Raw genomic sequence first — 24,007 nt, 5'->3', positions numbered from 1 at the left:
GCCGCCCGCCGCGGCGCCCGCGGGAAATGGGGGCTGACACTGGAAGCATTTTGTAATACCGTCATGCAAGCGGATACACCGAAAGTCCAAACAGGAGGAGGCCGCCATGACAGCCATCGTGCAGGGAGGCGTGTCCGCCGACGCAGACACCGACCGGATCGTTGCCTTGCTGTACGACGGGATCACCTGTCCCGGCGACTGGTACGACGCGCTCGATGCCATGCGCGAGGTGCTCGGCGCCGCCTGCTTCCACACGCTCACGGTGCGCCGCGCCGACTGCTCGGTGGTGGGCGCGGGGCTCGCCAACCTGGAGAGCCCGCCCGACAAGGTGCGCGAGTACGAGCAGCACCTGGCGCGCGACGACATCCGCATGCAGATGCCGGTGAACGCCCCGCTGGGCACGCCGGTGGCCGACCACGCCTACTTCGGCGCGCGCACGCTCTCGCACAGCCCGATCTATGTCGACTGGCTCGCGCCGCTCGGCCTGCGCCATACGCTCGCCATGGGGCTGCGCGCCGACGACGACACGCGCGAAGTGCTCGGCTTCATCCGCCCCCGGGCCGAGGCGCCTTACGGTCCTGAGAGCGAGGCCTTCTGCCGGCGCCTGTCGCCGCACCTGGTGCGCGCCAGCGAGCTGCGCGCCCGCATGGCGCAGCTGGGCGAGCACGCGGCGACCGGGCTGTCGGCGCTCGACGCGCTGCCGCAGGGCATCGCCGTGGTCGACGAGGCCTGCCGCATCGACCACCTGAACGCGCGCGCGGCGGCGTGCGCGGGCCGCGGCGGCCTGTTCGACAGCGCGCAGGGGCGATTGCGGCTCGCGTCGTCCGCGCTGCAGTCGGCCTTCGAGCAGCGGGTGCGCGAGGCCTGCGCCCCGGCCGGCGGCGCGCGGGCCGGCGTGCTGCACCTGCCCGTGGCCGGCAGCGTGGTCCGCATCACGGTGCTGCCGCTCAAACCTTCGCACCCGCTGGCCGTGCTGCGCCAGCGCCACCGCGCGCTCGTGGTCTTCGCCCATCCGGCCGAGGCGGCGCCCGTGGAGCCGCGGCAGCTGGAAAGCCTGCTCGGCCTGAGCCCGACCGAAGCGCGGCTCGCGCTGCTCCTGGCGAGCGGCAAGACCGTGAAGGACTTCGCCGCCGCGCAGCACTGCTCCGAACACACGGCGCGCAGCCACCTGCGCAACGTGATGCGCAAGACCGACTGCCACCGGCAGGCGGAACTGGTGCTGCTGGTGCAGTCGCTGCGGGACTGAGCAGCAGGTTCTACTGCGAACGGGGGATGGCGCCGCGCGGCGGTTGCGAGAACCATGGCGCCCGATACAACGACAACGAGGAGTTCGCCATGGCTGTCTACTGGGACGAGACCAAGATGCAGATGGGCCCGCACGGCACCGCGACCATCCTCGCCTTCGGCGATTCGTGGTTCTGGTACCCGCTGCCGGGCGGCAGCCTGCTGAACTTCCTGGGCGACGTGGTCGGCGCGCGCGGCCACGTGATCCTGGCCAAGGGCATGAACGGCGCGGAAGCCCAGGATTACGTCGAAGGCAAGTACCGCAACGCCGTGCGCGAGTCGCTGCGCCTGTACGGGCCGACGCTGTCGGCGGTGTTCATCAGCGGCGGCGGCAACGACTTCGCGGGCTTCAACGACCTGCGCCCGCTGCTCAAGTCCGATTGCACGGGCGAGACCCAGGCTGCGCAGTGCTTTCGCAACGGCAAGGGCGGCTTCGACCAGTTCCTTGTCGACATGGACGAGCAGTACCGTGCGCTCATCGGCCTCATCTACACCCGAACGAGCGTCGACTGCCACATCGTCATGCACAGCTACGACTACGCCCCGCCCACGGGCAAGGCGCTGTTCGGGCGCGAAGGCTGGCTGCGTCCGGCGCTGGTCGACGCGGGCGTGGCGCCCGAGCTGTTCAAGCCCTGCGTCGACCACCTGATCGACGGCTTCCACGGCATGCTGCAGAACATCGCCGCGGGCGACCCGCAGCACCTGCACGTTGTGGACAGCCGGGGCACGCTGGGCCCGACCGACTGGGCCAACGAGCTGCACCCCAACGGCCGCGGCTTCGAGAAGATCGCCGTGCAGCGCTGGAAGCCGCTGCTGCAGCCGTTGAACCTGGCCTGAGCGAGAAGTTCAGACGCCGCGCGCGCGGCGGTTGGACATGACCACGTTGTCCTTCTCGATCGCCGCGCCGCTCTTCAGCGCAGCAATCCACGCGTCGGTCGTCGCCACGGCGGCGAAGTTGCTGTGGAACACGACGCTGAAGACGCGGTGGATTTCCTCGGCGCTCACGCGGCCGGCCGCATTCTCGTAAGGCAGCGCGCCGGTGGCGTCCGACAGGAACTCCACGTTCAGCCCGCGGTGCATGGCTTCGAACACGGTGGACGCGTCGCAGTTCTGCGTCATGTAGCCGGTCACGCTCAGCGTGTCGATCTCGTGGCGCGCGAGCCAGTCGGCGAAGTCGGTGCCGGTGAAGACGCTCGGGAAGGCCTTGGTGACCAGGTGGTCGCGCGGGCGTTTGGCGATCTCGGGGTGCAGCTGGCCGTAGAAGTTGTCGGCCTGGAAGACCGGTGCGCCCTTTGGGGCGTGGTGCTGCACCACCACCACCGGCACGCCGGCCGCGCGGGCCGCGTCCATGGCCTGCGCGATCTTCGGCAGCGAGCTCTCGACCGGCGGGTATTCGATCGGCAGGCCGCCGCCTTCGAAGTATTCGTTCTGCACGTCGATGACGACGAGGGCGCGGCGCGGTGCGGTTTGGCTCATGGGTATCTCCTTCGGTGGTTGTGTGTGTCTGGAATGGCTCGATTCTTCGCGCACCACGGGTTTTGCGACAGTGGCCCGAAAGCCATTCATCGATAAGATCGGGCCATGCACTCATCTGCCGCCAAAACCATCGCCGAGACCATTGCCGTGGTCGCCTTCGATGGCATCAGCCCCTTCCACCTTTCCGTGCCCTGCATGGTGTTCGGCGAAGACCGCACCGACACCGGCGCGCCGCGTTTTCGGGTGCAGGTCTGCGCGCCCGAGCCCGGGCCGCTGGCCACCAACGCGGGCTTCACGCTCGTGGTGCCGCACGGCCTGGAGGCGATCCGCCGCGCGCAGATCGTGGTGGTGCCGTCCTGGCGCGACGACGGCCGGCCCGCGCCGCCCGCGTTGATCCGTGCGCTGCAGGCGGCGCACCGCCGCGGCGCGACCGTGGTCGGGCTGTGCCTGGGCGCCTTCGTGCTGGCCGAGGCCGGCCTGCTTGACGGGCGGCCCGCGACCACGCACTGGCACCTGGCCGCGGCCTTTGCCAAACAGTACCCGCAGGTCGTGCTGCAGCCCGAGGTGCTGTACGTGGACGACGGCGACGTGCTCACCTCGGCGGGCACGGCCGCCGGCATCGACTGCTGCCTGCATCTGCTGCGCGTGCGCTACGGCGCCGACACCGCGAACCGCGCCGCGCGGCGCATGGTCGTCGCGCCGCACCGGCAGGGCGGTCAGGCGCAGTACATCCAGCAGCCTGTGCCGGCGGCGGCCGAGCGCGACCGGCTCACGCCGCTGCTCGAATGGCTGGGGCGGCATCTGCAGGTGCCGCACGAACTCGATGACCTGGCCAAGCGCGCGCTCATGAGCCGGCGCACCTTCACGCGGCGCTTTCGCGAATCGACGGGCACGACGGTCGGCCAGTGGCTGCAGAACCAGCGCCTGGCGCTGGCGCAGCGGCTGCTCGAAACGACCGACCGGTCGGTGGAGCGCGTGGCGGCCGATGCGGGCTTCGGCTCGGCGGTGCTGCTGCGCAAGCACTTCGCCACCGCGTTCAAGGTGTCGCCGACGGTGTACCGCCGGCAGTTCTCGCAGGAGGCGGTGGCGGCCTGAGCTGCGAACTCAGGCCGCGCCGCGAAAGCGCAGCGAAGCCTGGCGCACCACTTCCGCCAGCAGCCGCTCCTTGCCCTGCTTCTCTCGCAGCCAGCGTGCGTCGTTGCGGTTGGCCTCGACGCTGGTGCGCAGCTCGCCCAGTGCCTGCGTGGCGTTGAGCGCCTCGCTGTGCCATTCGAGCTGGGTCATGGTCATCAGGATGTGGTCGCGCAGCGGCATGTGCTGGCCGGTGGCCGGGTCGACGTACACGGCGTCCAGGCCGAAGCGGCAGGCCTGGAAGCGGTTGTAGGTGTAGACGAGGTAGTCGTCCTCGCACGGCTCGAAGGGCTGCTCCTGCAGGAACCATGCGGCCAGCGACTGAACGTAGCCCGCGAGCGCGGCGGCGCGCTCGATGGTGAGCGGCGTGTCGAACACGCGGATCTCGATGGTGCCGAACTCGGGCTTGGGGCGGATGTCCCAATAGAAGTCCTTCATGCTGCGCACGACGCCGGTGCGGGTCATGCGCTCGAAGTAGGCCTCGAATTCCTTCCAGCTCGTGGTGAAGGGTGCGCGGCCCGAGAGCGGGAACGCGAACACCGAGTTCAGGCGTGCCGAGTCGAACTGCGTGTCCTGCCCCTGCACGAACGGCGACGAGGCCGACAGCGCGATGAAGTGCGGGATGTAGCGCGACATGCGGTGCAGCATGAGCAGCGCCGAATCGGCGTCGGGGCAGCCGATGTGCACGTGCTGGCCGAAGATGGTGAACTGCTTGCTCAGGTAGCCGTACAGCTCCGACAGCTCGCGAAAGCGCGGCTTGTCGTAGATGCGTCGCTCGTGCCACTGCTGGAACGCATGCGTGCCGCCGCCGACCACGGCGATGTTGAGCTTGTCGGCGTTCTTGATCAGCGCCTCGCGGATCGGCGACAGCTGCGTGATCACGTCCTGCGCCGAATGGCAGATGTCGGTCGAGATCTCGATCATGCTCGAGGTCATCTCGGGCACCACGCTGCCGGGCAGCGGCGTCTGGGCCATCAGGCGCAGCATGTCCTCGGCGTACGGCGCGAGGTCGTAGTCGTGCGTGTTCACGAGCTGCAGCTCGAGCTCCACGCCCAGCGACAGCGCCTCCGACTTGTTGAAGGGCTCGAGCTTGACGGCGCGGCTGGCCGGATCGGCGGGCAACGGCGCGGAGCGCACGTCGTCGCTGTCCGGATCGATCGGGAGGACGGAGGTGGGGTTGCTGTTGCTGCTCATCGCTGCGTGTCTTCCGTGGTGCTGAAGGCCTGTGGCGTCCAGGGGACCGAACTCTCGCCCACGGCGTGGATCGCCACGGTGGCGAGCACGGCGCCCATCACTTCCATCAGCAGGATCGAGGGCAGGGCGACCTGCGTGATCATGGTGCCCAGAAGCGGCGAGGCCGAGGCGAAATTGGAGGCGATCAGCAGGGCGATGGACGACAGCGGCGTCATCGCGCAGCCGACCCAGAAGGCCTGCTTCCAGCTGGCGCCGCTGCCCGGGTTGGCAATGGCCACGCCCGAGATCTTGGTGACCAGGCGCACGCCGATCACGGCCAGCACCACGCTGGCCACGGGCAGGGTCCAGTCGGCCTGGGCCGCCACCATCGACACCAGCACGAACATCAGCATGGTCAGCAGCGACGAGGCGGTGCCGAGCTGGCGCTGCCAGGCCCAGGGCTTGGGGTTGAGCGTCTTGAGCAGCACGCCGCCGATCAGCGCCGCCAGCGGCGCCGAGCCGCCGATGTGGGCCGTGAGCGCCGCGCCCGCCGCGATGATCGCCAGCAGCAGGATCGAGGTGTTCTCGCTGTTCGGGCTCATCACGCGCAGCGCCGAGCGCAGCGCCAGCGCCATGATCGCGCCGACCACGAACGACATGCCCAGCACCACCGCGACCGGGTAGAGCTTGAGCATCAGCGACTGCGGCGCGCGCTCGATCAGGCCGGCCTGCGCGTAGCCCAGCGTGAGGGCGTAGAAGGTGTTGAGCGTGGCCAACGTCATGGCGCGCTCGGTCACCGGGCCGGCGGCGCGGGTGTCCATGATCACGCGGCTGAGCACGGCCGGCGAGGCGACGATCGCCATCAGCGCGATGGGGTTGGCCACCGGCTCGGGCAGGCCCAGCAGGATCAATATCCAGTACACGCCGAAGTAGGTCAGCCCCGCCTCCAGCAGGCTCTGCACCAGCACCATCGGGTTGTGGCGGAACCAGCGCAGCGGCAGCCGCCCGCCGGCCTCGAACAGCACCACGGCCGCGCCCAGCTCCAGCAGGAACAGGCTGATGCCGCGCAGCGGCCAGATCGCGCCCTCGAAGCCCGCAAAACCCACCACCGCGCCCACCACCGAATAGCCGATGACCTTCGGCATCCCCAGGTAGCGCTGCACCAGGTGGCCGGAGGCGGCGGCGACGGCCACCAGAAGGGCCCAGAGCACGGTGGGCAGGCCGGCCGAGGGGCGCGCCCATTCGGCCCAGAAGCCCTGGAGTTCAGCGAGGAAGGCGGTCAGGTTCATGTGGGCAGGAAGAAGCTCACCGGCCGGCTGCGCCAGCGGGCCCAGATCGCGCTGCGGATGCGGGCGCGGTCACCGAGGCTCACGCTGTGCGCGCGCAGCGCCAGACGGAAAGCGAAGTAGAAACTCACGCTCACATTGAGCGCGCCGATCACCGGGATCGCCGCAACCGCCCACCACAGGGCCGGCTGGTGCAATGCCGGCAGGCCCATGGATGCCGCCGCGGCCGCGATCTGGCCGGCCGACAGCGTGACATGGCGCACATCCAGCCCGAGCCCGAAGAAGCCCGCGAACGCGGGCAGCAGTCCGAGCATGAGTCCCAGCGAGATGTTGGAGGCGAAGCCTGAGATGTGTGTGCGCATGAAGGCGGCCCAGCGACGGGCCCGGGCGGCACCCAGAAAGGCGCCGATGCGAGGGTTGTAACGCATGGCGGAGTCCAGGCGATGCAGGACAAAGGCGTTTTCTGTCCATCCGGCGATGATGCTGGACGAAAACAGCAGGATGCCGGTGATTGCCGCGAAAAGCACGGTCGGTCCGAGCAGCGACAGCGAATGCAGCGTGGAGGCCGCATGCGCAGCGTCCAGCAGCGGCCGACCCAGCGCGGCCTGCCAGCCCAGCACCAGCAAGCCCACCGCCGGCACCACCAGCAGCACGTTGCCCAGCACGGCCGCCACCTGCGAGCGCACGAGGTTGGCCACCTCGTCGACGAACTGGTCCACGGCGTCGTCCGACTTGATGTCGCGCAGCCGCGCCGCCATCGCGGGCGCGGTCATGGCCGGCTGCTTGGTGGCCAGCGTGAGGTGCAGCAGCTGGATCGCCACGAAGCTGGCCGCATACATGAGGCCCGCGGCCAGCCCGCTCCAGAAGGCCGACAGGGCCAGCGCGTAGATGCCGAACTTGGCCAGCACCGTCAGCGCCGTGAAGGCGCCGCCGCCGGCGGCCTTCTTCACCATCTGCAGGTAGCTGCGGCGGTCGCGGGTGATGTAGTGCTCGCCCGTCTCGGCGCTGCGCTCGGTCACCTTGGCCGCGAGCATCGACGAGTTGGAGGCGATCAGCGCGCGGATGCTGTTGCGCTCGCCGCCCGCCAGCACCAGCTTGCCGACCAGCCGCGCCATGCTGGGCCCCGGCACGGGCGACATCAGGCAGTCGAGCAGCTCGCGGATGCGCAGCACGCGCTCGCGCAGCTGGCGCAGCCGGAACACCAGGCCGACCGAGATGCCGTTGTCTTCCAGGTGCGTGTAGACCGACGAGGCGCTGGAGCGGCAGGCGTCGAGCCGGTCGCGGAAGGCCACGAAGGCGGCCTGCAGCGATTCTTCGTCGCGCGGCAGGGCGAACATCTGCTCGCGCAGCGCGTCCAGGTCGGCCATGAGGGCGTGGAAAGGGCGCGCCTCGCCGGCTTCGGGGCTGATGCGCAGCCGCAGCTCGGGCGAAAAGCCCGTCGCCACCACCTGGCTGCAGCAGTAGGTGACGGCGTCCATCACCGTGTGGCGCCAGCGCGCCGAGCCGTCGGGCATGGGCGCCGCGTCGGCCAGCAGCGCGCCGATGCGCGCGAGCTGGGTGTCGTCGAGCAGCGCGATCCAGCCAGCGTCGAACACGCCCGGCAGCACCAGCCGGAACAGGTCCGAGGCGTCGGTGGTCTCGGGCGTGCCGGGCAATATCTTGCGGCGCATGCGCTCGCCGAATTCGCTCAGGAAGGCGGTGCGCGGCGCAAAGCCGTAGTCGGCCAGCAGCGCCGTGAGGTCGACCGACTGCGTGAAGGCGCGCCACCAGGCGCGCAGCCGTTCGCACAGCTCGGGCCGTGCCTCGACGGCGTCGAGCAGCAACTGCACGCGGCCGATGGCGGCCTGCGGCGAGGCGCGGTCGCCGCGCAGCCAGTCGAAGAGGTTGATGAGCCAGATGTGGCGCTGCGCCACATCGGCCGTGGGGTCGAGGCCGGCAAGCAGCCCCTGCAAGTCGCGAGATGCAGCAGCCATGATGAATTCGTAACGGATCAGTGCGGGGAACACCGCGGAACCGGCTCAGCCGGGCCGCTGGTGTTGCCCCCGGCGAGGGGGACGGAGAAGCGACACGACGTGCGCGAAGCCTGGGGGAGTACCTAGTGAAGCACGCGGGAGACCGGGGCACCGCCGATGTCGGCTTCGAGCACGAACATGGGAACCGGCACGTCGAAACGCTCGCCTTCTTCGGTCACCACGAAGAAGCTGCCGTGCATCGTGCCGCTGGCCGCCTGCAGGCGGCAGCCGCTGGTGTAGCGGAACGATTCGCCGGGCGCCAGCAGCGGCTGCTGGCCGATCACGCCGAGGCCCTTGACCTCCTGCGCATGCCCAGAGGCGTCGTTGATGAGCCAGTGGCGCGCGATCAATTGCGCGCCCACCGTGCCCACATTGGTGACGGTGATCGTGTAGGAGAAGGTGTAGACGTTGTCCTTGGGCGAGGACTGGTCGGCCAGGTAACGCGGTTCGACCTGTACGCTGAAGGGGCTGTGTGACATGGGGCGCATGGTAACGGAGGCCTTTCCTCGGACTTCCGACGGCTGCGAGAATCCAGGGTTATGAGCAGCACCCCGTTCCGCATTGCGCCCTCCATTCTTTCCGCCGACTTCGCGCACCTCGGCCAGGAACTGACCGACGTGATCGCGGCCGGCGCCGACTGGATCCACTTCGACGTGATGGACAACCATTACGTGCCGAACCTGACCTTCGGCCCCATGATCTGCCAGGCCCTCAAGCCCTACGCCAAGACCGCCGACGGCACGCCCGTGCCCATCGACGTGCACCTGATGATCCAGCCAGTCGACGCGCTGGCCGCGTCTTTTGCGCAAGCGGGCGCTGACTACATCAGCTTCCACCCCGACGCCTCGACCCATGTGCACCGCAGCATCCAGGCCATCAAGGCCGCCGGCTGCAAGCCCGGGCTGGTGTTCAACCCGGGCGCCGGCCTCGGGGCGCTGGACTGGGCCATCGACGACATCGACCTGATCCTCATCATGAGCGTCAACCCCGGCTTCGGCGGCCAGAGCTTCATCGACTCGGCGCTGCGCAAGATCGAGCAGGCGCGCAAGCGCATCGAGCAGAGCGGGCGCGACATCCGCCTGGAAGTGGACGGCGGCATCAAGGCCGACAACATCGCCCGCGTGGCTTCGGCCGGCGCCGACACCTTCGTGGCGGGCAGCGCCATCTTCAACGCCAAGGACTACGGCGCGGTGATCGGCGACATGCGCCAGCAGCTGGCCACCGTCAAGGCCTGACCTTGCCGTCGGCGGTGCGCTCGGGCGTGAGCCCGCGGTCGGTGTCGACCACGCCGCGTTCCACGTCCTCGTAGCCGCGCCGGCCCTTCTCGGGCGGCTGGCCGTCCTGCATCACTTGGCTGTCCGACGACTGGTCGCGCTCACTCGGCAGGCGCGGTGCCGATTCGCCGTCCTTTTCGACGCGGGTGGTGTCCTTCTTGTCCTTGCGCGGGGGCTGGGCCATCGTGTGCTCCTTCAAAGTTCGGGTCTGGCGCCAGCTTGCGCGGCGCCCCGCCACGGGGCGGTAGGACAGGCCAGGGCGCGGCTGTAGGTTCGCGCTGCACGCCCGCCAAGCCACAGGGTCTTGCCTTTTGCGTGGCCACAGTCGCCTCCGCATAATCGCCCGCATGTCCACCCCGCTTTTCGACGACGCCGCGACCGCCACCGACAGCCTGCGCCTGCATGCGTTCGCGTCGCTGAACCCCGGCCCGCGCCTGCTCGTGATCGGCGGGGTGCATGGCGACGAGACCTGCGGCACCGAGGGCATCGCGCGCGTGCTGGCCGACTTCGATGCCGGCGAACTGCACTTGCTGCGCGGCGAACTCACCCTCGTGCCCGTGGCCAACCCGCTCGCGCGACGACGCCTGCAGCGCGAGGGCCAGCGCAACCTCAACCGCCTGTTCCGTCCGAGCGAGACACCGGCCGACTACGAAGCCCGCATCACCAACCGGCTGGCGCCCGTCATCGCGCGCCACGACGTGCTGCTCGACCTGCATTCCTTCCAGAGCGAGGGCGAGGCCTTCGCCATGATCGGCCCGCGCGACAACAGCGGCAGCCTCGAACCCTTTGCGCGCGCGCAGGAAGAAGGCCGGCTCGCGCTGCACATCGGCACGCCCATCGTCGTCGAGGGCTGGCTCGACATCTACGCCGCCGGCCTCGCGCAGCGCGGCGCGGCGGTCGACGAGGCCGCCATCGACTTCGGCCGCGGCACCAACGAATACATCCGCAGCTGCGGCGGCTACGGCGTCACGCTCGAATGCGGCCAGCACCAGGACCCGCAGGCGCCGCAGGTGGCGTGGGCGGCCATCCGCCGCACGCTCGCGCTGCTGGGCATGGCGGCGCTGCCGCCGGGCCTGTCGGCCGCGCCCCCGCAGCCGCCCCAGCTGCTGCGCCTGGCGAGCGTGACCGACCGCCTGCACGAGGACGACAGCTTCGTGCGCGACTGGGCCACCTTCGACCCCGTGCAGCGCGGCGAACCCGTGGGCATGCGGCACGACGGCACGCTGGTCAGCGCGCCCGACGACGGCTTCATCGTGTTCCCCAACGCCCTGGCGCTGCCGGGCGCCGAGTGGTTCTACTTCGCGCGGCCCAGCGAGCGCGTGCTCGAACCGGGCGCCTGAGGCTCGCGCCTGTCGGCGCCCTCCTACCGGTGACGCCCACCTTCTCCCACAGACGGGGAGGGGCGGCCACTACGGCCCGCGCACCGGGCCCCACCTAAGCTTCCTCTTTGCGGATTTGCCGGCTTGCGGCCCCGCTTCTCTCGGAGGGAAAAACATCATGGAAATCTCGGCACTGTTCGATTCGCTCATGGGCACCTGGGGCGACGACATCCTGATCTGGGCGGTGGCTGCCGTGACCGCCTGCATCGGCCTGATCGCCGTGGTGAACGTGCTCGACATCTTCATCGGCAGCGGCAACAGCAACGAGGCCGGCTGAGCCGACCCGCATCGATGCCCAGAACCCCGATGTCCCCCCAGAACAAGGCCGCCGCAGGCCGCCGCGCCAGCACCGCCAAGACCGGTGACGGCGCCAACGCCAAGCAGCTGCAGCTCGAGGGTTTCACCACCGAGCACCCCACGCACCTGACGACCAACCAGGGCCTGCAGGTTCCCGACAACCACAACTCGCTCAAGGCGGGCGTGCGCGGGCCGACGCTGCTCGAAGACTTCATCCTGCGCGAGAAGATCACGCACTTCGACCACGAGCGCATTCCCGAGCGCGCCGTGCACGCGCGCGGCTCGGCGGCGCATGGCTACTTCCAGGTCTACCAGTCGATGTCGCAGTACACCTGCGCCGACTTCCTGCAGGACCCCGATGCGAAGACGCCCGTGTTCGTGCGCTTTTCCACCGTGGCCGGCTCGCGCGGCTCGGCCGACACCGTGCGCGACGTGCGCGGCTTCGCCGTCAAGTTCTACACGCGCGAGGGCAACTACGACCTCGTGGGCAACAACATCCCCGTGTTCTTCATCCAGGACGCGATGAAGTTCCCCGACCTCATCCACGCCGTCAAGCCCGAGCCGCACCACGAGATGCCCCAGGCCGCGAGCGCGCACGACACCTTCTGGGACTTCGCTTCGCTCATGCCCGAGAGCACCCACATGCTGATGTGGGCCATGAGCGACCGCGCCATTCCGCGCAGCCTGCGCATGATGGAAGGCTTCGGCGTTCACACCTTCCGCTTCGTCAACGCGCGCGGCGAGAGCCACTTCGTGAAGTTCCACTGGAAGCCCAAGCTCGGCGTGCACGGCCTCGTGTGGGACGAGGCACAGAAGATCGCCGGCAAGGACCCCGACTTCCACCGCCGCGACCTCTGGGAGGCCATCGAGCAGGGCCACTTGCCCGAGTGGGAGCTGGGCGTGCAGCTCATCGCGCCCGACAAGGCCGAGTCGCTGGGCTTCGACCTGCTCGACCCGACCAAGCTGATCCCCGAAGAGATGGTGCCCGTGCAGCGCATCGGCAAGCTGGTGCTCAACCGCAACCCCGACAACTTCTTCGCCGAGACCGAGCAGGTGGCCTTCCACCCGGGCCACGTCGTGCCCGGCATCGACTTCAGCAACGACCCGCTGCTGCAGGGGCGCCTGTTCAGCTACACCGACACGCAGATCTCGCGCCTGGGCGGCGCCAACTTCCACGAGCTGCCGATCAACAAGGCCGTGTGCCCGTTCCACAACATGCAGCGCGACGGCATGCACCGCCAGACCATCGCGCGCGGCCAGGTCGCCTACGAGCCCAACACGCTGGGCAGCGGCACCGAGTTCCGCGTGGACGGCGGCAGCCACGGCTTCCAGTCGTTCCCCGAAGAGATCGAGTCGCCGAAGGTGCGACGCCGCAGCCCGTCGTTCGACGACCACTTCACGCAGGCGCGCCTGTTCTTCAACAGCCAGAGCATGGCCGAGAAGGAGCACATCGTCGCGGCCTTCCGCTTCGAACTCTCGAAGCTCGAAGTGCCCGCCATCCGACAGCGGATGGTCGACAACCTCGCGCACGTGGACGAGAAACTCGCCCGCCGCGTGGCCGAGCCGCTGGGCATCGGCGAGCCCGACGCGAAAGCGGCCGCAGGGTACTCGGGCTTTCGCGAGCACCGCATCGAGTTGCCCATCGACGAATCGCCCGCGCTGCGCATGAGCGATGGCAGCGCCGACGGCGTGGTACGCACGCGCAAGGTCGCGATCCTCGTGGCCGACGGCGTCGACTCGGCCTCGCTGAAGCCCATCCGCGATGCGCTCGAACAGGTGGGCGTGCTGTGCAAGGTGGTGGGCCCGAAGCTCGGCACCGTGGCCAGCGCGTCGAAGCGCCAGATCGACGTCGACATGACCTTCACCAACACCGCCTCGGTGTTGTTCGACGCCGTGCTCGTGCCTGCAGGCGCCGAGGGCGCCGCCGCGCTCGCGGCGCAAGGCGATGCCGTGCACTTCGTGCTCGAGGCCTACAAGCACTGCAAGGCGATCTGCGTGGTGGGCGAGGGCGTGCAGCTGCTGGCCACGCTGGGCGTCACGCCCGAGGGCGAGGCGCCGGCCGGCGTGGTGGTGGCCGAAACGCCCGTCACGAACCTGGGCGACGCCACGGCGGCGACGCAGATCGCGCACGACTTCATTGCGGCGATTGCGAAGCACCGGCATTGGGACCGGCTCAACATCGACAGCGTGCCCGCCTAGCGTGAACCGGCTCTACGCCATTTGCGCTAGACCGTATTGCGAATAGGCGAGGTGAACACCCGCTCCTAGACTTTCCCACGAGGCCTGAACGGCGCGCACTCCCGCGGCGTCGAGCGTTCGCGGCAGCGAGTGCATGGGTCGAGGGGGTTCAATGGCGTGGTTTTCGAGATGGGGATGTGCGCATCCGGCGCGTCGCCGTGCCGGTCTTGCCGGTGCGCTCGGCCTGGTGGGTGTGCTGCTTCTGGGCCCCGGCGGTCCTTCGGCGCTGGCACAACGTCCGGCGCCACCACCTGCAACTCCCGCCGCTGCGGCGGGCGGCCCGAATGCCGAGGCCGCGGCCGACCGGATGGCGCAAGCGCGGCTGGCCGACACCGACACGCTGCTGGCCCTGACCAGCGAAGGCGCGGTGCTCTACGGCCAGGACGCGGTCAAGCTCTCGGGCTATCAGTACTGCAGCCAGGCGGTCGCATTGGCCGAGGCGGGCGAGTTCCGCCAGAGCGTGCGCGCCGCGAGCAAGGCGCTGCACCTGGCCAACGCTACCAGCGATCCGAACCTGCGCGCCGTGGCCAACCGCGACCTGGCGATCGTCTACAGCTACTCGGGCCAGCTCGAGAAGGCCGAGGAGTTCGCGCGCGAAGCGCTGCGCCATCCCGCGCGCGACCCGAAGCTGGTGGTCGGCCCGGTGCAGAAGGTGATCGGCGACGTGCGCACGCGGCGCGGCGATTTCGCCGGTGCGGTGCTCAGCTACGACGAGGCACTGGCCAACAGCTCGCCGCGCTATGCGCCGCTGGTGCAGGCCTCGCTGGTCAACGCGCTCATCGAATCGGGTGACGCGGCACGCGCGCGCCAGGTGCTCGGCGACATGGCCGAGCCGCGCGAGGCACCGCTGGCCGCGCAGCTCGAACGCACGCGCGCCCGCCTGCTGCTGGCCGAGAACAAGCCGGCCGAGGCGCGCGACAAGTACCGCGCGCTCACCACGCGCCAGGTCGGCACCGACACCGCCTACTACCGGCTCTGGGCCTGGGACGGTGTGGCGCGCAGCGAACTCGCGCTGGGCCAGAAGCAGGCCGCGGCCGAGGCCGCGGGCCGCGCGCTCGCCGATGTCGACCAGGTGCGCGCGCGCTTTCGCAGCGAAGAAGTGAAGATGGGCCTGTTCTCCGACCTGCAGTCGGTGTTCGAGCGCGGCGTGGCGGTGTACAGCGAAGCGGGCGATCCGCAGCGCGCTTTCGAGGTGAGCGAGCACAGCCGCTCGCGCGCGCTGCTCGATGCGGTGCGCGGCCGCGCCAAGCTCAGCGAATCGTCGGCCGGCACGGTCGGCGTGGCCGCGCTGCAGCGCACGCTGGCGGCCGACGAGCGCGTGGTGCAGTACCACGCGCTGCCCGACCGCCTGATGGTCTGGGTCGTCGGCCCGGACAGCATTGTCGAAAAGCGCATCGCGGTGAAGCGCGACGAGCTCACCGAACTCGTCGAGACCTTCCGCAATTCGATCGTGCGCGGCCGCCGCGCGGCCATCACCAACGCCGATAAGCTGGGCGCCGCGCTGCTCGGGCCGCTGGGTCTCACCCCGGGGCAGCGTGTGGTGGTGGTGCCGCACGGGCCGCTGCACTACCTGCCGTTCCAGGCGCTGCGCCTGGACGGGCGTTACCTCATCGAGACGCACCCGGTGTCGGTGGCGCCGTCGATCAGCATCGCGGTGCAGCTGGCGCAGCGCACACCGCGCGTGAACGCGTCGCTCACGGCCTTCGGCAATCCGCGCATCGAGGACAAGTACGACCTGCCGGGCGCCGAGACCGAAGTGAAGCAGCTCGCGCAGCTGTTCCCGCGCAACACGGTGTACATGGGCGCCGCGGCCACCAAGACGCAGTTCCGCGACGTGGCCTCGCGCTCGCCGCTGATGCACGTGGCGGCGCACGCCGAGGCCGACGAGGTCGATCCGCTGTACTCGCGCATCCTGCTGGCCAACGAAGGCGGCAAGCAGAATTTTCTCGAGGCGCACGAGATCCTGGCGCTGCCGATGGACGGCACGGCGCTGGTCACGCTGTCGGCCTGCGAGTCGGGCCTGGGGCGCATCGCGCAGGGCGACGAGGTGCTGGGCTTCACGCGCTCGTTCCTCTCGGCCGGCAGCTCCAGCCTCATCGCCTCGCTGTGGCCCGTGTCGGACGACGCCACCGCCGTGCTCATGGGCACGCTCTACGGTGAACTCGCCAAGGGCCGCGACATCCAGAAGGCCATGCAGGCCGGCCAGCTGGCCGTGCTGAAGGACCCCAAGATGTCCCATCCCTTCTTCTGGGCGCCGTTCAACCTGATCGGCAACTGGCGCCTCACCGTGGGAAGCTGACCATGTCTTCGCCACGCTCCCTCTTGCAAAGAAGCACTGCCATGGCCCCTGCGATCCGCCTTCGTCCTCGGCCGACGCCGATCGCCATCGCGGCGACTGCGCTCGTCGGCGCCACGCTGTGGGTCGCCATGCCCCGCGCCCATGCGCAAGAAGCCACCACGCTGCTGCCCACCAAGGACCCGTGCGGCAGCTGCGACCGTCCCGTGGCGCAGGCCACCGGCGCCGTCGCCCCGCAAACCCTGCCCGCGCCGCCACAGCCCGCCGCCGCAGGCAGCTTCAAGCTCACCGACCTGCGCCTGAACGGCGTGAAGGCGCTGAGCAACGAAGAGCTGCAGACCATCACCGCGCCGTACATCGGCCGCGACGTCACGCTCGGCGACCTCGAAGGCCTCGCGCAGGCGATCACCACGCGCTACAAGGAGCGCGGCTACTTCCTCGCGCAGGCCGTGGTGCCGGTGCAGACCGTGCGCGACGGCATCGTCGAGATCAGCATCATCGAAGGCCGGCTCGGCAAGGTCGAGGTGCTGGTCGCACCCGAGGCGCCGATCAGCGAGGCGCGCGTGCGCGGCTTCCTGGCGGCGCTGCAGCCGGGCGAGGCGGTGAACGCGCCGGCCTACGAGCGCGCCATGCTGCTGCTGTCGGACCAGCCCGGCCTCAAGGTGTCGTCCAGCCTGCAGGAAGGCGCGCAGGCGGGCACCACCGACCTGTCGGTGGAGGTCGAGGCCGGCGCGCGCTGGGCCTTCTCGGCCGAGGCCGACAACCACGGCACCAAGGAGGCGGGGCGCTACCGCGTGGGCGGCACGGCGCGCTGGCTCAGCCCCTTCGGCATCGGCGACAACCTCGATGCGCGCCTGCTGCTGTCCAACAGCAACGCGCTGCAGTACGGCCGCGTGGCCTACGAGGCGCCGCTGGGCACCAGCGGCCTGCGCGCGGGCATCGGCATCTCGCGCGTGAGCTACGACCTGGGCGGCAAGTTCGTCGACCTCGACGCGCGCGGCCGTGCCGACGTGCTCGACGTGTCGCTCAACTACCCGCTGATCCGCCAGCGCCAGCAGAACCTGTTCCTGCGCCTCACGGCCGACGTGAAGGACCTCACCGACGAACTGCGCGGCGTCGACTTCACGGCCAAGAAGCGCGTGCAGGGCTTCGGCATCGGCTGGGCCTGGGAGCGGCGCGACGAGGTGCTCGGCGGCGGCTACTGGGCCAGCTCGGGCACGCTGTACCACGGCGACCTGTCGATCCGCGACGCGCAGAGCTTCCAGTCCGACCAGCAGTTCGGCGGGCGCCACACCGAAGGCGGCTTCACCAAGCTGAGCTTCCAGGTGTCGCGCCTGCAGGCCATCGTGCCGCGCCACTCGCTGTACTTCTCGGTCGGCGGCCAGTGGGCCAGCAAGAACCTCGACGCCTCGGAAAAACTCGCGCTCGGCGGCGCGCGCGCGGTGCGCGCCTACCCCTCGGGCGAACTGCTGGTGGACCAGGGCCTGATCGGCACCTTCGAATACCGCTGGGCCGCCACCGACGAGATCACGCCCTACCTGTTCTACGACGCGGCACGCGGACGCATCGCGCGCCATCCCTCGCCCTTCGACGGCGAGAACACCCACAGCCTGCGCGGCTACGGCATCGGCCTGAGCTGGTCGCGCCCGGGCAACTTCTCGATCAACGCCACGCTCGCCTGGCGCGCCGGCACACCGCCCGCGCAGACCGACGGCGGCGGGCGCAACCCGCGGCTGTACGTGCAGCTGCAGAAGGCGTTCTGACCATGAAGCCCCGCACCCCCTTCCAACCCCGGCATCCGCTGCGCCCGCTGGCGCTTTCGATCGCCTGCATGGGCCTGGCCCCGGCGCTGGCACAAACCATCCTGCCGAGCTTCGGCCCGAACGGCTACACCACGCAGGGCGGCGTGACCGTGGGCAGCACCACGTCGGCCTCCAGCGCGGGCGGACAGGCGCTGGGCATCTCGCAGTCGTCGCTGCGCGCGATCATCAACTGGAACAGCTTCTCCATCGGTGCCAAGGACGCGGTCAACATCAACCAGTCGATGGGCGTGTCCAGCATCCTGCTCAACCGCGTGACGGGCAACGAGCTCTCGACCATCGCCGGCCAACTCACGGCCAACGGGCGCGTGTTCCTCGTCAACCCGAACGGCGTGGTGTTCAGCCAGGGCGCGACGGTCAACGTGGGCGGCCTCGTGGCGTCCACGCTGGCACTGAACACCACCGACAACGACTTCCTCACTGCTGCCAGCACCAAGCTCGATTTCCTGCGCGACGACAACAAGAGCACGGTCGTGAGCAACGCCGGCGTGCTCACCGCCACCGGTGGCCCCGTGGTGCTGATGGGCGCCGAGGTGACCAACACCGGCCGCATCGTCGCCGACCGCAGCACCGTGGCACTGGCTTCGGGCCGCAGGATCAGCTTCGACCTGGGCAACGACGGGCTCACCAACCTCGTGGTCGCGGCCGATGCCATGGCCACCAGCGCCAAGGTGGTCAACGCCGCCGGCGCCACCTTGCAGGCCGACGGCGGGCGCGTGATGCTCATCGGCAGTTCCACCACGGCGGGCGAGCTGGTGGTGAACCAGTCGGGCACGGTGCGCGCGCGCACGCTGGAGAACGTCAACGGCGAGATCGTGCTCGGCGCCGGCAGCAACAACCGCATCGAGATGAACGGCGGCACGCTCGACGCCACCGGCATGGGCGCGGGGCAGCACGGCGGCACCATCCGCATCGCGGCGGGGCAGGTGCGCATCGAAGGCACCGGCGGCGGCGACCAGCGCGCGGTGATCGATGCCAGCGGCCAGGCCGGCGGCGGCAGCGTGTCGGTGCACGGCTACGACGTGGCGCTGTCGTCCACCTCGGTGCTGCGCGCCGACGCCACCACGGGCGGCGCGGGCGGCACGATCACGACGGCCAGTGCCCAGGGCCAGGCCCTGGTGGGCGAGGCCGACCCGGCACCCGAGCGCGAGTCGCGGCTGCAGGCCTACGGCGAGATGACCGCGCGCGGCGCGGGCGCCGGCAAGGGCGGTGCGATCTCGAACGAGGCCGATTCAGTGCGCGTGCAGGCCGTGCGTGTGGACGCGGGCGGCGGTTCGCAAGGCGGCGCCAACGGCAGCTGGCGCGTGAGCGCGAAGCAGTCCGACTTGGGCATCGTCGAGGCCGGCAACGTGCCGGCGTATGACAGCAAACTGCCGGCCTTCACCGGCGGCTCCGTGAGCGCCGACAGTGTCGGCGACACGCTGGGCCGCGGCACCGACGTGACGCTGGCGAGCGGGCGCACCGGCCTCGGCGCGGGCGTGACCTTTGCGCCCGGCGTGCAGGTCGTCAAGAGCGAAGGCGGCACGGCGCGGCTGCGCGTCGATTCGGCCGGCAGCATCGTGATGAACGAGGGCTCGGCCATCGCATCGCAGCAAGGCGCGCTGCACGTCGACTTCAACGCCGACGCGGCCGGCCGCGTCGCCACCAACGCGAAGAACATCAACAACAGCAGCGGCAACCCTTCTGCGGAGACCGACTATGCCGGCGCCATCGTGCTGACCGGCGCGACCATCGCAGCCAACGGCGGCGACGTGCGCTTCTTCGGCCAGGGCGACGCGCAGAACGGCCGCGCCATCGGTGGCATCGTCCCGCTCGGTGGCGACACCGGCGATTTCGTGTGGCGCGACGGCGTGACGCTGGCCGGCAGCCAGGTCACCACCCGCGGCGAAGGCCGCATCGCGATGCGTGGCCAGGGCCGCACCTGGATCGACGACCAGGACACCGGCGACTTCATCTTCCGCGGCAGCAACGGCGTGTCGATCACGGGTGGCACGGTCGAAGCGGGCGCGGGCGGCCTGCAGCTCGACGGCCTCGCGGGCTACGGCCGCAGCGGCGTGGCCATCGGCAGCGGCGCGGTGCTGAAGTCGGTGGGCGACATCGGCATCAAGGGCCAGGGCCCGACCTGGACTTCCAACATCGGCGGGGCCGCGGTCGGCGCCAGCACGGCGGTCGTCATCGACGACGCCACCGTCGCCGGCGAGCGCGACGTGCGCATCGAAGGCCAGGGCGCGAACCTCGACGGCCTGCGCACCGACACGGGCTTTGCGGCGGGGAACATGTCGGCCGGCGGCGGCAACGGCGTGGCCATCCGGGGCGCGGTCTCGGCCGGCGCGGGCCGGCGCATCGACGTGATCGGCCACGCAGGCAGCGAAGGCTTCAGCGCCACGCTCGGCAGCCCCGACATCATCATCACGCCGTCCACCACGCCCACCTACGGCGTGGCCGTCACGGCCGACGCCGACCATCCGACGGCGCTGCGCACCGACGGCGGCACCATCGCCATCGACGCCCAGGGCACCGACATCTCGATGCGCATGGTCACCTTCATCTCCGGCGTGGGCACCAGCGTCGGCACGCTGGCTTCGGTGGCCAGCGACAGCGGCAAGGGCGGCAGCATCTCGGTGCAAGGGCGCAACGTGCTGATCGACGGCGCCACGAATTCCGACGGCTCGCCCGCGGTGGCGCGCCTGGACGCCAGCGGCGCGACCGGCGGCGGCAGCATCGACATCGCGGCCACCAACGCCATCGCCGTCGGCGGCAACACGCGCCTGGAAGCCAACGCGGGCACGGGCACGGGCAACGGCGGCAGCATCAAGGTGGTGGCGACCGAGTCGCTGCGCGCGCACGGCCAGCTCTCGGCGCGCGGCGGCGCGGCCGGCGGCGACGGCGGGCGCATCGAGACCTCGGCCGGGCGCTTCGACCTGCGCGGCGCGCGCGTCGACGCATCGGCACCGGTGGGCGCGGCGGGGCAGTGGTTCATCGACCCCTTCGACCTCACCATCGCCCACGGCACGGCCGCGGGCACGCTGCCGACCAACCCCTATGACGCGGTCGCCAACTCGACCATCCAGGACGGCGACATCAACACCGCGCTCAACGGCGGCACCAGCGTGAAGATCACGACGGGCACCGGCACGGGCGGTGGCGGCGTCATCACGCTCGATGCCGACGTCGACATCAACTACACCGGCTCCAAGGGCCCGCTCACGCTGCAGCTGGACGCCGCCAGCGGCATCCAGACGCGCACGCCGGGCACCACCATCCGCGCGACCGGCGGCGACGACCTGAACGTGGTGATGAACGCGGGCGTCAACCCCGACGGCACGCCCTCGGGCAACAGCGGCTTCATCGACTTCGGGGGCAACATCCTCACGCAGGGCGGCAGCGTGACGATGAACGCGCTGGGCACGGGCACGCTCGGCAGCGGCTTCATCCGCCTGAACGGCGGGCAGGTCGTCACCGACGGCGGCAACGTGTCGCTGCTCAGCGGCCAGCCCGGTGCGCCCACCGGCACCGTGATCCTCACGCAGGACGTGCAGGTCGACACGCGCGTCGGCCAGAGCGACGCGGGCGCGGGCGGCAACGTGCGCATCGAGGGCGGCGACGTGCTGCTGCAGGGCGCGCGCATCGCCACCGCCACCGGCAACGTGGACATCCGCGGCACCTCGACCACCTGGGACAGCGGTGTGGTCATCACCAGCGGCCAGATCGGGCCGAGCACCATCAGCACCACCACCGGCAACGTCACGGTGCAGGGCGTGGCGCGGCGCCAGGCCTCGTCGACCTTCGCGGCGGCGCACGGCGTGCTCATCAACGGCGGCAGCTCCATCACCACCGGCAGCGGCAACATCGCGGTGCGCGGCTACAACTTCAACAACGACCCCTCGGCGCCGGGCGCGACCGAAGACAGCGGCGTGCGGCTGGAGAACGGCGCGCAGCTCGTCACCACGGGCGGCGGCAACATCGAGGTCACGGGCCGTTCGCAGAACGGCGGGCGCGGCGTCGTGCTGCAGGCCGGCGGTGCACCGACCGCGCCGGGCGCGCTGCCCGGCATCCGCAGCAGCGGCAACGTGCTGCTGCGCGCCAGCAACGACGGCAGCGGCGATTCGATCGTCATCGAGGCGCCGGTGGTCGCGGCCGGCACCATCGACCTGCGCCCGGGCGGGGTCGATGTCAACATGGTCGCGTCGGACGACACGGCCACGCCCATCGTTCTGGGCGGCCCGACGGTCAACGGCTTCTCGGTGTCGGGCGCGGAGTTCGCGCAGCTGTCGGCGCCGACCATCGTCGCGGGCAGCACCACGCACGCGGGCGCCATCACGGTGGCCGGCGCGCTCTCGACCTCCGGCGCGCTCACCCTGCAGAACGAAGGCGGTGGCGGCGGCATCGCGCTCAACGCGCCGGTCTCGGCCGCGACGCTGGGGCTGCTGTCGGGCGGCAACGTGAGCCAGTCGGGCGCGGGCACGATCACGGCGGGCACGCTGCTCGCGCGCTCGCGCAACGGCAGCGTCGATCTGCGCAACCCGGGCAACGACGTGGCCATGGTCGGCGGCGGCGCGGCCGGCGGCTTTGCCTATGTGGACGCGAACGCGGTCACCATCGGGCCGGTGTCGGTCACGGGCTTCGACGCGGCGGGCAACCAGCCGCAGGTCACCTCGGCCGACTCGATGGCCGCCAACACCGTGTTCGTGCGCACGCTGAGCGGCGACCTCACGCTGGGCGCGCCGGTCAGCAGTACGAGCGGCACCGACCTCGTGGCTGCGGCGCGCTTCCAGAACCCGGGCGGCCACGGCATCTCGGGCGCGCTGTGGCGCGTGTGGGCCGACACCTGGGTGGGCGAAACGCGCGGCGGCCTGGCCGGCTCGGGCCCGCTGCCCAACTTCTATCACTGCGCCTACCTGGGCCTGTGCACCGTGACCGTGACGCCGGGCGACAACCACTTCATCTACGCGCAGCAGCCGACGGCCACGGTGGTGATCGCCGACGCGTCGCGCACCGTGGGCGCGCCCAACCCCTTCTTCATCTACAGCATCACGGGGCTGATTCTGGGCGACACCGGCGCGGGCTTCAGCGGCTCGATGTTCTCGCCGGCGCTGCCGGGCAGCCCGACGGGCCTGTACCCGATCAACGGCACCTTCACTTCGGCCGAGGGCTACGCCGTGCGCGTGGTGCCGGGCCAGCTGCGCGTGAGCGGCCTGCCGTTGCTGCCCTCGGTGGACGTGGTGCGCGAGCCGCTGACCTCGTACCTGTACGACCGGAACATCGGCCAGGCGCCGATCTGCCTGGCCACCGGGCCGCTGGACGGCGACCGCGCGCAGCAGGGCGCCGACGTGCTGGCGCGCGAATGGTCGCGCGTGCGCTCGCGGCCCAACCTGCTGAGCTGCGTGAACACCGAGCGGCGCAACGGCTGTTCGGATTTCTGAGACCGCACGCGTGTCAACGCGGCGCGTGATCGCGGGCCGTGAGCACGAAGAGCTGCGCCATCAGGTCCGCGAGCAGCCGCAGCTCCGGGTCGTCGGTGAGCGGGGCGTGGCGCCACGGCGCGACATGGGCCTCGAGGCCGTCGAGCGGCCCGGCGAAGAACAGGCGCCGCAACCCACCGCCGAGCACGTCGTGCGCCGCCGATTCCGCGGGGCTGCCGAGGGTGCTGTCGGCATGGCTGCCCCATGCCGGCGTGGCGAGGAAGGGCGAGAGCACCACGCCTTGCAGGCGACCGTCGCGCAGGAAGCTGCCCAGCGTCAGGTCGTAGGGTTGCAATGGCCCATGCGCGAGCGCTTCCTGCAGCAGCGCGGGCAGCACGCGCAGGCCCTTCGGCGTCACAACGTAGGCGACCGCACCCCAGTTGTAGAGCGTGCGTGCGTCGAGAAAGTCGATGCCCGACAGCGCATGGCGCGGCGCACCACTTCCTTGCGGCGGCAGGCGGCGTTGCAGGCTGTGCCAGAGCGCAAGCAGGTGCTGCGTCGAGGTCACGGGCTGGCATTCGAGGAACGCGATGTCGCAGCCTTCCGCTTCCAGTTGCGCGAGCACGCCGCTGCGCAGCACGGCCGGCAGGGCCTCGCTGAGTTGTGCGTCGTCTTCGAGCACCAGCAGCGCCTCGTCGGGGTTTGCACGCGCGAGGGTTTCGGTGTGCGAGAGGAAGCAGGCGCGCTCGCCGGATGTGATCGCTGTGTTGCCGGGCGCAAGCGTTTGCGCATCGATGGCGGCGTGCCGCCGGACACCCGTCAGCCCGAGCCGCTGCAGCTGCGCGTCCATCGCGGCGCGGCGCTCGGTGCTTCGCTCGAGGTTGATGTAGCAGCCTTGCATGGGCATCTCCGGTGCGTCATCGCTGAAGGAGCGATGCA

Annotated in this window: 17 protein-coding genes; 10 read left to right on the top strand and 7 right to left on the bottom strand. The window is 70.6% G+C overall.

Going from position 1 to position 24,007, the window contains the following annotated elements; genetic code table 11:
* Nucleotides 1-106: 106 nt before the first annotated feature.
* Nucleotides 107-1,246 carry a helix-turn-helix transcriptional regulator gene (locus FFI97_RS24100; RefSeq protein ID WP_144004518.1) on the top strand — a complete coding sequence of 380 codons (1,140 nt, stop codon included), beginning with the start codon at nucleotides 107-109 and terminating at the stop codon, nucleotides 1,244-1,246.
* Nucleotides 1,247-1,335: 89 nt separating this feature from the next.
* On the top strand, nucleotides 1,336-2,121 hold the full coding sequence (locus FFI97_RS24095) for an SGNH/GDSL hydrolase family protein (RefSeq protein WP_139702153.1): 786 nt from the start codon (nucleotides 1,336-1,338) through the stop codon (nucleotides 2,119-2,121).
* A 9-nt stretch (nucleotides 2,122-2,130) separates the two neighbouring features.
* On the opposite strand, the gene FFI97_RS24090 is transcribed toward FFI97_RS24095, so the two are convergent.
* On the bottom strand, nucleotides 2,131-2,760 hold the full coding sequence (locus FFI97_RS24090) for an isochorismatase family protein (protein WP_139702152.1): 630 nt from the start codon (nucleotides 2,758-2,760) through the stop codon (nucleotides 2,131-2,133).
* 105 nt (nucleotides 2,761-2,865) lie between these two features.
* Between FFI97_RS24090 and FFI97_RS24085 the strand changes: the two genes are divergently transcribed.
* Nucleotides 2,866-3,855 (top strand): GlxA family transcriptional regulator, encoded by a 990-nt coding sequence (locus FFI97_RS24085; RefSeq protein ID WP_139702151.1) that lies wholly within the window; start codon nucleotides 2,866-2,868, stop codon nucleotides 3,853-3,855.
* A 9-nt stretch (nucleotides 3,856-3,864) separates the two neighbouring features.
* On the opposite strand, the gene FFI97_RS24080 is transcribed toward FFI97_RS24085, so the two are convergent.
* The 4 genes from FFI97_RS24080 to apaG all read right to left on the bottom strand — a co-directional run bounded on the left by FFI97_RS24080 (nucleotide 3,865) and on the right by apaG (nucleotide 8,841).
* Nucleotides 3,865-5,085: a YbdK family carboxylate-amine ligase gene (locus FFI97_RS24080; protein ID WP_139702150.1), complete on the bottom strand. Its 1,221-nt coding sequence runs from the start codon at nucleotides 5,083-5,085 to the stop codon at nucleotides 3,865-3,867.
* The gene (locus FFI97_RS24075; RefSeq protein WP_139702149.1) at nucleotides 5,082-6,353 is read right to left on the bottom strand and encodes a cation:proton antiporter; all 1,272 of its coding nucleotides are present in this window, start codon (nucleotides 6,351-6,353) and stop codon (nucleotides 5,082-5,084) included. Before FFI97_RS24075 ends, FFI97_RS24080 begins: the two co-directional genes overlap by 4 nt.
* Nucleotides 6,350-8,323, bottom strand: a complete 1,974-nt coding sequence (locus tag FFI97_RS24070) for a site-specific recombinase (protein ID WP_070063783.1) — start codon at nucleotides 8,321-8,323, stop codon at nucleotides 6,350-6,352. The genes FFI97_RS24075 and FFI97_RS24070 overlap by 4 nt, the downstream gene beginning before the upstream one ends.
* Before the next feature lie 122 nt (nucleotides 8,324-8,445).
* Entirely contained in the window at nucleotides 8,446-8,841 is a 396-nt protein-coding gene (apaG, locus tag FFI97_RS24065) for a Co2+/Mg2+ efflux protein ApaG (RefSeq protein WP_062481013.1), read from the bottom strand.
* 60 nt (nucleotides 8,842-8,901) lie between these two features.
* On the opposite strand from apaG, the gene rpe reads away from it, so the two are divergent.
* On the top strand, nucleotides 8,902-9,597 hold the full coding sequence (rpe, locus tag FFI97_RS24060) for a ribulose-phosphate 3-epimerase (protein WP_139702148.1): 696 nt from the start codon (nucleotides 8,902-8,904) through the stop codon (nucleotides 9,595-9,597).
* Here the strand turns inward: rpe and FFI97_RS24055 are convergent.
* Nucleotides 9,587-9,820, bottom strand: a complete 234-nt coding sequence (locus FFI97_RS24055) for a hypothetical protein (protein WP_139702147.1) — start codon at nucleotides 9,818-9,820, stop codon at nucleotides 9,587-9,589. The two genes, rpe and FFI97_RS24055, sit on opposite strands and share 11 nt — an antisense overlap.
* Nucleotides 9,821-9,983: 163 nt before the next feature.
* Between FFI97_RS24055 and FFI97_RS24050 the strand changes: the two genes are divergently transcribed.
* The 6 genes from FFI97_RS24050 to FFI97_RS24030 all read left to right on the top strand — a co-directional run bounded on the left by FFI97_RS24050 (nucleotide 9,984) and on the right by FFI97_RS24030 (nucleotide 23,089).
* Complete coding sequence (locus FFI97_RS24050; RefSeq protein WP_139702146.1) at nucleotides 9,984-10,976, top strand: succinylglutamate desuccinylase/aspartoacylase family protein; 993 nt, start codon at nucleotides 9,984-9,986, stop codon at nucleotides 10,974-10,976.
* A gap of 157 nt (nucleotides 10,977-11,133) precedes the next feature.
* Complete coding sequence (locus tag FFI97_RS33685) at nucleotides 11,134-11,292, top strand: hypothetical protein (protein WP_167394958.1); 159 nt, start codon at nucleotides 11,134-11,136, stop codon at nucleotides 11,290-11,292.
* A gap of 29 nt (nucleotides 11,293-11,321) precedes the next feature.
* Nucleotides 11,322-13,511 carry a catalase gene (locus tag FFI97_RS24045; RefSeq protein WP_139702145.1) on the top strand — a complete coding sequence of 730 codons (2,190 nt, stop codon included), beginning with the start codon at nucleotides 11,322-11,324 and terminating at the stop codon, nucleotides 13,509-13,511.
* Nucleotides 13,512-13,737: 226 nt separating this feature from the next.
* Nucleotides 13,738-15,849, top strand: coding sequence for a CHAT domain-containing protein (locus FFI97_RS24040; protein WP_260685132.1), 2,112 nt, complete (start codon nucleotides 13,738-13,740; stop codon nucleotides 15,847-15,849).
* A gap of 41 nt (nucleotides 15,850-15,890) precedes the next feature.
* The gene (locus FFI97_RS24035) at nucleotides 15,891-17,609 is read left to right on the top strand and encodes a ShlB/FhaC/HecB family hemolysin secretion/activation protein (protein WP_260685131.1); all 1,719 of its coding nucleotides are present in this window, start codon (nucleotides 15,891-15,893) and stop codon (nucleotides 17,607-17,609) included.
* Nucleotides 17,610-17,611: 2 nt separating this feature from the next.
* Nucleotides 17,612-23,089, top strand: coding sequence for a filamentous hemagglutinin N-terminal domain-containing protein (locus tag FFI97_RS24030; protein ID WP_139702142.1), 5,478 nt, complete (start codon nucleotides 17,612-17,614; stop codon nucleotides 23,087-23,089).
* Between the two features lie 13 nt (nucleotides 23,090-23,102).
* Here FFI97_RS24030 and FFI97_RS24025 read toward each other — a convergent pair whose 3' ends face one another.
* Nucleotides 23,103-23,969, bottom strand: coding sequence for a glycosyltransferase family 25 protein (locus tag FFI97_RS24025; RefSeq protein WP_185993701.1), 867 nt, complete (start codon nucleotides 23,967-23,969; stop codon nucleotides 23,103-23,105).
* Between the last annotated feature and the right edge of the window lie 38 nt (nucleotides 23,970-24,007).

Source organism: Variovorax sp. KBS0712, assembly GCF_006323185.2.
Lineage (GTDB): Bacteria > Pseudomonadota > Gammaproteobacteria > Burkholderiales > Burkholderiaceae_C > Variovorax > Variovorax boronicumulans.
The sequence above is the reverse complement of the archived record's forward strand: the minus strand, read 5'-3'. Positions and strand labels throughout refer to the sequence as shown.

Excerpts from the sequence above, each read along its gene's own strand:
- FFI97_RS24045 (WP_139702145.1), top strand. The coding sequence starts at position 11,322 with ATGTCCCCCCAGAACAAGGCCGCCGCAGGCCGCCGCGCCAGCACCGCC.
- FFI97_RS24080 (WP_139702150.1), bottom strand. The coding sequence starts at position 5,085 with ATGAGCAGCAACAGCAACCCCACCTCCGTCCTCCCGATCGATCCGGAC.
- FFI97_RS24025 (WP_185993701.1), bottom strand. The coding sequence starts at position 23,969 with ATGCAAGGCTGCTACATCAACCTCGAGCGAAGCACCGAGCGCCGCGCC.
- rpe (WP_139702148.1), top strand. The coding sequence starts at position 8,902 with ATGAGCAGCACCCCGTTCCGCATTGCGCCCTCCATTCTTTCCGCCGAC.
- apaG (WP_062481013.1), bottom strand. The coding sequence starts at position 8,841 with ATGTCACACAGCCCCTTCAGCGTACAGGTCGAACCGCGTTACCTGGCC.
- FFI97_RS33685 (WP_167394958.1), top strand. The coding sequence starts at position 11,134 with ATGGAAATCTCGGCACTGTTCGATTCGCTCATGGGCACCTGGGGCGAC.
- FFI97_RS24075 (WP_139702149.1), bottom strand. The coding sequence starts at position 6,353 with ATGAACCTGACCGCCTTCCTCGCTGAACTCCAGGGCTTCTGGGCCGAA.
- FFI97_RS24090 (WP_139702152.1), bottom strand. The coding sequence starts at position 2,760 with ATGAGCCAAACCGCACCGCGCCGCGCCCTCGTCGTCATCGACGTGCAG.
- FFI97_RS24070 (WP_070063783.1), bottom strand. The coding sequence starts at position 8,323 with ATGGCTGCTGCATCTCGCGACTTGCAGGGGCTGCTTGCCGGCCTCGAC.
- FFI97_RS24035 (WP_260685131.1), top strand. The coding sequence starts at position 15,891 with ATGGCCCCTGCGATCCGCCTTCGTCCTCGGCCGACGCCGATCGCCATC.
- FFI97_RS24100 (WP_144004518.1), top strand. The coding sequence starts at position 107 with ATGACAGCCATCGTGCAGGGAGGCGTGTCCGCCGACGCAGACACCGAC.
- FFI97_RS24055 (WP_139702147.1), bottom strand. The coding sequence starts at position 9,820 with ATGGCCCAGCCCCCGCGCAAGGACAAGAAGGACACCACCCGCGTCGAA.
- FFI97_RS24050 (WP_139702146.1), top strand. The coding sequence starts at position 9,984 with ATGTCCACCCCGCTTTTCGACGACGCCGCGACCGCCACCGACAGCCTG.
- FFI97_RS24030 (WP_139702142.1), top strand. The coding sequence starts at position 17,612 with ATGAAGCCCCGCACCCCCTTCCAACCCCGGCATCCGCTGCGCCCGCTG.
- FFI97_RS24095 (WP_139702153.1), top strand. The coding sequence starts at position 1,336 with ATGGCTGTCTACTGGGACGAGACCAAGATGCAGATGGGCCCGCACGGC.
- FFI97_RS24085 (WP_139702151.1), top strand. The coding sequence starts at position 2,866 with ATGCACTCATCTGCCGCCAAAACCATCGCCGAGACCATTGCCGTGGTC.